At 70.2% G+C, this 7,666-nt stretch carries 5 protein-coding genes and 1 tRNA gene; 5 read left to right on the forward strand and 1 reads right to left on the reverse strand.

Annotation, left to right across the window (positions count from 1 at the left end):
• On the forward strand, positions 1 to 984 hold a 984-nt coding region (locus G6023_RS13995; RefSeq protein WP_182636075.1), incomplete at its 5' end, for an ArsA family ATPase.
• A 106-nt stretch (positions 985 to 1,090) separates the two neighbouring features.
• On the opposite strand, the gene G6023_RS14000 is transcribed toward G6023_RS13995, so the two are convergent.
• Positions 1,091 to 1,468 carry a WhiB family transcriptional regulator gene (locus G6023_RS14000; protein WP_082923905.1) on the reverse strand — a complete coding sequence of 126 codons (378 nt, stop codon included), beginning with the start codon at positions 1,466 to 1,468 and terminating at the stop codon, positions 1,091 to 1,093.
• Positions 1,469 to 1,736: 268 nt separating this feature from the next.
• Between G6023_RS14000 and G6023_RS14005 the strand changes: the two genes are divergently transcribed.
• The 4 genes from G6023_RS14005 (at position 1,737) to G6023_RS14020 (ending at position 7,510) form a co-directional block, all read left to right on the forward strand.
• Positions 1,737 to 4,118 carry a transglycosylase domain-containing protein gene (locus G6023_RS14005; protein WP_182636081.1) on the forward strand — a complete coding sequence of 794 codons (2,382 nt, stop codon included), beginning with the start codon at positions 1,737 to 1,739 and terminating at the stop codon, positions 4,116 to 4,118.
• A 28-nt stretch (positions 4,119 to 4,146) separates the two neighbouring features.
• Complete coding sequence (locus G6023_RS14010) at positions 4,147 to 5,130, forward strand: metallophosphoesterase (RefSeq protein WP_069389392.1); 984 nt, start codon at positions 4,147 to 4,149, stop codon at positions 5,128 to 5,130.
• A gap of 52 nt (positions 5,131 to 5,182) precedes the next feature.
• Positions 5,183 to 5,256: transfer RNA gene (locus G6023_RS14015), tRNA-Pro, on the forward strand.
• 160 nt (positions 5,257 to 5,416) lie between these two features.
• On the forward strand, positions 5,417 to 7,510 hold the full coding sequence (locus G6023_RS14020; RefSeq protein WP_182636077.1) for an acyl-CoA dehydrogenase family protein: 2,094 nt from the start codon (positions 5,417 to 5,419) through the stop codon (positions 7,508 to 7,510).
• Positions 7,511 to 7,666 lie beyond the last annotated feature (156 nt).

Consider the following 7,666-nt stretch of genomic DNA (forward strand, 5'->3'; position numbering starts at 1 on the left):
CTCGGCCGCGACACGGTCGTGTTGACCATCGACCCGGCCCGTCGCCTCGCGCAGGCCCTCGGCATCGACGAGTTGTCCAACGAACCCTCCCCAGTGGACCTCGGGCAGGAGAAATCCGCCGCCGGCGGGTCACTGCACGCGATGATGCTGGACATGCGCCGTACGTTCGACGAACTGGTGGTGGCCAACACCACGGAGGCCAAGGCCCGGGACATCCTGGACAACCGCTTCTACAAGACGATGGTCACCTCCTTCGCGGGGACCCAGGAGTACATGGCCATGGAGAAGTTGGGGCAACTCCTCGACGACTCCGCGTGGGACCTCGTCGTCGTCGACACTCCCCCGTCGCGCAACGCACTGGACTTCCTCGACGCACCGCGCCGCCTCGGCGCGTTCCTCGACAGTCGGCTCATGCGGTTGCTCTCCACGCCCGGCCGCGGGGTCGGACGCCTGGTGACCGGCGCGATGAGCACCGCGATGCGCGGGGTCTCCACGGTGGTGGGGTCCTCGATGCTCAAGGACGCCTCCGAGATGGTGGTCGCACTGGACTCCACGTTCGGCGGGTTCACCACACGCGCGGCCCGGACCCAGGCGATACTGCGGCGCAAGGGCACCGAGTTCCTCGTGGTCTCCTCCGCGGAACGGCCCGCACTGCGCGAGGCCGCGTTCTTCGCCGAGCGGCTGGCGGAGGAGAAGATGCCGCTGGCGGGGGTCGTGGTCAACCGCACCCATCCGCGACTGACCGACCTGAGCGCCGAACAGGCCTGCGCGGCCGCCGACCGTCTCGCGGGCGAGAACCCGGAGGCCGAGGCGGTCCTGCGAATCCACGCCGACCGGGCGGGCACCGCCAAGCAGGAGGTCCGGCTGCTCGAGTCGTTCACCGACACCCACCCGGACGTGCGGATCGTCGGCGTGCCCTCGCTGCCGTTCGAGATCTCCAATCTGGAGGCACTGCGGTCGGTCGGCGACCAACTCTGCGGCTGACGGATACGAGCGCGGCCCGCGGTGGGTGCCGCGGGCCGCGCTCGAGGTGTCCGGGCCTCGACTCGCCAGGACTCAGTAGACCTCAGGACTCAGTAGACCTCTGGACTCAGTAGACCGCGGTGTGCCGCTCGATCTGCTGCGCGAAGAAGTCGGCCCAGGACCGGACCTCGGGGTGCTGCTTGAGCAACGCCCGACGCTGACGTTCGGTCATCCCGCCCCAGACGCCGAACTCGACGCGATTGTCGAGAGCGTCGGCGCGGCACTGCAGCAGGACGGGGCAGTGCCGACAGATGGAGGCGGCCTTGCGCTGCGCCGCGCCGCGGACGAACAGCTCGTCCGGATCGATGTCCTTGCACCGGGCCTGGGCCACCCATTCCTGGCGGCCCTCCCCGATGATGATCTCCTCGGAGCCGAGGGGGTTGCCGGCACCGGGGCGGACCCCGTGGTCGGAGGTGCGGGTGGTCCCGGGGAGGGTGGCCGTCATCGAAATACCCCTTGCGTGAGTGGAGTCGTGGACGGGTTGACCGCGCACGTCTCCGGCCTTCTGAGCCCGCCCGGCGCGGCGGGCTCACTGTGTCCGTGGGCGGTCGCACCTGGGGTTCGTCAGTCGCGATCCCATTCCGGTCCGATCCGTCCCGCGTTCCCCCATATTGTTACCGCAGTCACACAACAGAAGTAAAGAGTCGACACATGATCGCCGCGCGACGGGTGGTCCCGGAGGGGTGGTCACGTACCCTGTGCGTGTGTCGGCTATGAGTTCGCTGGGAAAGCTGGTCGCGACGTGTGTCGCCGCCGGGGTGGTCACGGCGGGGTCTCTGTTCCCGATCGCGGGGGCAGCGGGGCTGGCATCCAACAAGATGGCCGACACGTTGGCCGGGACGTCCGCGGACCTCATCAAGGGTGACCTGCCGTCGATCTCCACGGTGACCGACTCCGCCGGCGCCCCCATCGCGTGGCTGTACGACCAGCAACGCGTGCCGGTGCCCAGCGAGGAGATCTCGCAACAGATGAAGCTGGCGATCATCGCCATCGAGGACCGCCGGTTCGCGGACCACAACGGCGTCGACTGGCGGGGCACCGTCCGCGCGGCCCTGACCAACGCCACCTCCGGCGAGGTCGAGCAGGGCGCGTCGACGATCGACCAGCAGCTGGTCAAGAACTACCAGTTCCTCGTCTCCGCCGAGAACGACGCGGAGCGTCGCGCCGCGGTCGAGACCACGCCCGCGCGCAAGATCAAAGAGATCCGGATGGCGCTCACCCTCGACGGGGAGTTGAGCAAGGACGAGATCCTCACCAAGTACCTCAACCTGATCTCGTTCGGCAACGGCACGTTCGGCGTCCAGACCGCGGCACAGACCTACTTCGGCGTCGACGCCCGCGACCTCAGCGTCTCCCAGGCGGCGATGCTGGCGGGCATGGTGCAGTCCACCAGTCGGTTCGACCCGTACACCAACCCCGAGGGCACCACGCAGCGCCGCAACACAGTCATCGACACGATGGTCCAGACCGGCGCCATCACCCCGGCGGAGGGCGAGTCCTACGCGGCCGAACCGCTGGGCGTGCTCGAGCGACCGAACCCGCTGCCCCGGGGGTGCATCACCGCCGGTGACAGCGGATTCTTCTGCGACTACGTCCTCCAGTACCTCGAGGAGAACGGCCTGAGTCGGGACATGGTGGAGCAGGGCGGGTACACGATCCGCACCACCCTCGACGAGACCGTCCAGTCCAACGTCCAGCGCTCGGTCGACACGTACGGCAACCCGACCGCCCAGGGCGTGGCCGAGGTGATGAGCGTCGTCCGGCCCGGCAAGGACGCCCACAAGGTCGTCGCGATGGCCTCCAGCCGCCAGTACGGACTCGAACTGGGTGACAGCCAGACCGTGCAACCGCAGCCGTTCTCGCTGGTCGGCGACGGCGGGGGCTCGGTCTTCAAGGTCTTCACCGTCGCCGCCGCCATGGAGAAGGGCATGGGCACCAACACGAGCCTCCCGGTGCCGCGTCGCGTCCAGGTCTCCGGACTCGGCGCCGGGGGCGCCGCCGGGTGCCCGCCCGCACAGTACTGCGTGGAGAACGCCGGCTCGTACCCCTCTTCCTTGTCCGTGACCGACGCCCTCGCGCAGTCGCCCAACACGACGTTCGTGAATCTCATCAAGGACGTGGGCGTCTCGCCCACCGTCGACATGGCGGTCCGCCTCGGCATGCGTTCCTACGACCGCAAGGGCACCGCGCCCGGAGGCGACTCGATCAGCGAATTCGTCAAGAAGAACAACCTCGGCTCGTTCACCCTCGGGCCCACCGCCGTCAACGCGCTGGAACTGTCCAACGTCGGCGCCACCATCGCCTCCGGCGGCGTCTGGTGTCCCCCCAGTCCCATCGAGTCGATCACCGACCGCACCGGCGCACCCGTCGAGCTGAACGAGCCGGAGTGCGAGCAGGTCGTCGAGGAAGGGCTCGCCGACACCCTCGCCGTCGCCATGTCCAAGGACCACGTGGGCGCCGGCACGGCGGCCGGCGCCGCATCGGGCGCCGGGTGGAGCCTGCCGATGTCCGGCAAGACGGGCACATCCGAGGCCAACCGGTCCTCCGCCTTCCTGGGCTTCACCAACAACTACGCGGCGGCCGTCTACGCGTTCAACGACGGCACCACCACCACCGAGCTGTGCACCAGCCCCCTGCGCCAGTGCTCGTACGGCAACCTCTTCGGTGGCCTCGAGCCGGCACAGACCTGGTTCTCGGCCTTCTCCCCGATCGCCGACATCTACGGCCCGCTCCGACTGCCCGCACCCGATCCCGCCTACCAGGCCGGGACCAGCGGGGCCGCCGCCCCGGACGTCGCCGGCATGAGCCAGTCCGCCGCGACGTCGCTGCTCACCAACGCCGGGTTCGTCGTCAACACGCAGTTCGTCTCCGGCACGGGCCGCCCGTACGGCACCGTCATCGGCGTCGACGGCAGCACCGGCATCCCCGGGTCCCAGCTCACCCTCCGCGTCTCCGACGGATCGGGCGGCGGCGGGGGCGGGAGCACCGGCGCGCAGGGGCAGGGCGCCTCCGGCCCGGGGGCGCCGGTCGGGGACGAACCCATCGTGCTCAACGTGCCGGGCCTGGCCCCCATCACCATCTCGCCGCCGCGGTGACCCCGCCCGGCGTCGGTAGTCTGGACTGATGTCACGCCCTTCACGCAAGACCCGGGTTTCGACGACCTCCCCCGCCCGCGCGGCGGCCGTCCTCGCCGGGGCGGTCGTGGCGGGAACCGTGTACGCCACGGGCTGGGAGCGCAACGCCTTCACGTTGCGCCGCCACTCCCTGCCGCTGCTCGCGCCCGGCTCGCGGCCCCTGACGATCCTCCACGTCTCGGACCTGCACATGATGCCCGGCCAGAAGCGCAAGCAGCAGTTCGTCAACTCGCTGGCGGAGTTGGAGCCCGACCTGGTCGTCAACACCGGTGACAACCTCTCCGACGCCCGGGCGGTGCCCTCCGTGGTCCAGGCCCTCGGGCCACTGCTCGACCGGCCCGGGGCGTTCGTGTTCGGCTCCAACGACTACTACGCCCCGGTCCCCAAGAGCCCGCTGCCGTACATCGGGATAGGCCGCCAGAAGCACTCGGCCGTCCCGTTGCCGTGGCGGGATCTCAGGGCCGCCTTCACCGAGCGGGGCTGGGTCGACGCCACCCACCAGCGCGCGGAGATCGCGGTCGACGGCCGTAGCGTGCTCGTCGCCGGTGTCGACGACCCCCACATCGGACGGGACCACTACAACGAGATCGCCGGACCCGCCGGGCCCGCCTTCGACCTGCGGATCGGGTTGCTGCACTCGCCGGAGCCACGCGTGCTGGACCGGTTCGACGCCGACGGGTACGATCTCGCGCTCGCGGGGCACACCCACGGTGGTCAACTCTGCCTCCCCACCGGCGCGATCGTCACCAACTGCGGCATCGACCGCTCGCGGGCCCAGGGTCTGTCCGCGTGGGGCCGGAACCTGGTGTTGCACGTCTCCGCCGGCCTGGGCACCTCCCCGTACGTGCCGGTTCGGACGTTCTGCCGCCCGGAGGCGACCCTGCTGGAACTGGTCGCCGCCCCCGGTGGTGGCGGCGAGGGATCCGAGGTCCCGGTGACCCCGCAACGGGTGAAGGTGCCCCTGCCGGCCTGACCCGGTTTCGCGATTCCGGCGGCGGGGCGCTAGAGTATCCCTCGTTGTCGACCGGGGTGTGGCGCAGCTTGGTAGCGCGCTTCGTTCGGGACGAAGAGGCCGTGGGTTCAAATCCCGCCACCCCGACAATGCGAGGGCCCGGATCACGTCGGTGATCCGGGCCCTCGGTCTTTTCGTGCCCTCGGCCATTTCGTGCCGTGCCCTCGGGTTCCCCCTGCCGTGGTGCCGCCGACGTGGGGCCGCTCTTCCGGTGCACAGCGGCGCGGACTCTCCGTAGAATCGTGTCATGACCTCCGAGACCGACGTCCAGAACGCCGCCGCCGCAGGGGACAGTGCACCCGGGACCGGCCCGGCCGTGCACCCGAACTACGGCCGCATCACCACCACCGGGGCGGGGGACGCGGTCCTCGCGGCCTCGCTGCAGAAGGTCCTCGACGGGACCTGGGCCGATGCCCGCGAGTTCACGCGCGAGGCCATGACCCCGGACATGCTCAACCCGATCGGGCTGGGCATGGAGGAGCATCGCGACCATGTACTGGCGCAGCTCCAGCGCCTGGCCGACTCCGGGATGCCCAAGCTGGGGTTCCGCGAGGAGGACGGTGGGACCGGCGACACCGGCGGGGCGTTGACGTCCTTCGAGATGCTCGGCCACCTCGACCTGTCCCTCATGGTCAAGGCCGGCGTCCAGTGGGGCCTGTTCGGCGGCGCGATCGCCAACCTCGGCGACTCCGAGACCCGTAAGAAGTACCTACCGGACGTCATGTCCCTGGACCTGCTCGGCTGCTTCGCCATGACCGAGGTCGGCGGCGGCTCGGACGTGCAGAACCTGGAGACGACGGCGACGTTCGATCGTGAGACCGGCGAGTTCGTCGTCAACACCCCCACGCCCAGTGCGGAGAAGGCCTACATCGGCAACGCCGCCCGCGACGGCCGGATGGCCGCCGTGTTCGCCCAGCTGATCACGACCGCGGACGACGGCGGGGAACTCCGCCACGGTGTCCACTGCCTGCTCGTGCCGATCCGCGACGAGGCCGGTAACGACCTGCCGGGGGTGCGCACCTCCGACCACGGCCCCAAGGGCGGCCTCGCGGGCGTGGACAACGGCAAGATCTGGTTCGACGACGTGCGGGTCCCGCGCGAGGCGCTGCTCGACCGATTCGGGGCGGTCGACGCCGACGGTGAGTACTCCTCCCCCATCGATTCGGTGGGCGCCCGTTTCTTCACCATGCTCGGCACGCTCATCCGCGGTCGGGTGTCGGTGGGAGCGGCGGCCGGCGCGTCCGCGCGCACGGCGCTGGCGTTGGCCGTGCGGTACTCGCTGGTCCGCCGGCAGTTCGACCATCCGGAGACCGGCAAGGGCATCCCCCTGCTGGAGTACCGCGAGCACCAGCGCCGGCTCATGCCGCGGGTCGCCCGCGCGTACGCCTACGCGTGCGCACAGAACGCGATCATCGCCGAACTCGACGAGTTCGAGAAGAACCCTGACGCCTTCGACGAGGTCCGGCGTCGCGAGATGGAGACCCACGCCGCGGGCATCAAGGCCACGGTGACGGGGTTCGCGAACGACACGATCATCGAGGCCCGCCTGGCCTGCGGTGGCGCCGGGTACATGGCGGAGAACCGCCTCACCGAGCTCCGCAAGGACTGCGACGTCTTCTCGACCTTCGAGGGCGACAACGTGGTGCTCACCCAGCTGGTGGGCAAGGAGTTGTTGAGTTCCTACGCCGCGGAGTTCGGCGACATGGACCAGCGGGAGACCGTCGCGTTCGCCCTCAGCACGGTCGCCGACGTGGTGCAGGAGAAGGCCCGGACGTCCACCCTGTGGCAGAAGCTGGTCGACGCCGTGACCGATCGCGAGCACACCGACCTGCTCGACCGCGGCAACCAGCTCGAGCTCCTCGTCGACCGTGAGGAGCACCTGTTGGAGACGGTCGCCCGCCGGCTGCGCAAGGCGCAGGGCCAGGACGGGTCGGCGGCATTCAAGGTGTTCAACTCGGCGCAGGACCACCTCCTGCAGGCCGGTCGCGCGCATATGGACAGCTGGGTGTTCGCCCGCTTCGCCGAGGCGGTGGACGCCTGTGAGGACCCGGAGGCCAAGGAGGTCCTGGGGATGCTGTGCGACCTCTACGTGCTGGACATCGTGGATGCCGACAAGGGGTGGTTCCTCGAGCACAACCGCCTGACCACCGAACGCACCAAGGCGGCCACCGCGGCCCGCAACCGCCTGAGCACCAAGCTCGCCGGGAAGGCGCGCACCCTCGTGGACGCGTTCGCGATCCCCGAGTTCGTCTTCGACGTGCCCATGCTCACGGACGGCGGGGTGGACGTCCTGACCGATGAGGACTCGACGGAGCACGGCGTCGTGGGCCTCGCCGACTGAGCCGACTGGCCGGCGGTCAGGCGCGTCCGCGGGGGTGTCCGGCGAGGCGTATCGCGATCAGCGAGCACACCGCGACGGCTGCCAGGACCGCCGCGCCGGTCCACGCCACGGCGGTCGGGCCGGCGAGGAGGACCGCATCCAGGGCGGCGGTGGCCT

The organism is Dietzia sp. DQ11-71, assembly GCF_014144995.1.
Classification (GTDB): domain Bacteria; phylum Actinomycetota; class Actinomycetes; order Mycobacteriales; family Mycobacteriaceae; genus Dietzia; species Dietzia kunjamensis.

Coding starts and splice junctions, on each gene's coding strand:
- G6023_RS14000 (WP_082923905.1), bottom strand. CDS start 1,468: ATGACGGCCACCCTCCCCGGGACCACCCGCACCTCCGACCACGGGGTC.
- G6023_RS14005 (WP_182636081.1), top strand. CDS start 1,737: ATGAGTTCGCTGGGAAAGCTGGTCGCGACGTGTGTCGCCGCCGGGGTG.
- G6023_RS14010 (WP_069389392.1), top strand. CDS start 4,147: ATGTCACGCCCTTCACGCAAGACCCGGGTTTCGACGACCTCCCCCGCC.
- G6023_RS14020 (WP_182636077.1), top strand. CDS start 5,417: ATGACCTCCGAGACCGACGTCCAGAACGCCGCCGCCGCAGGGGACAGT.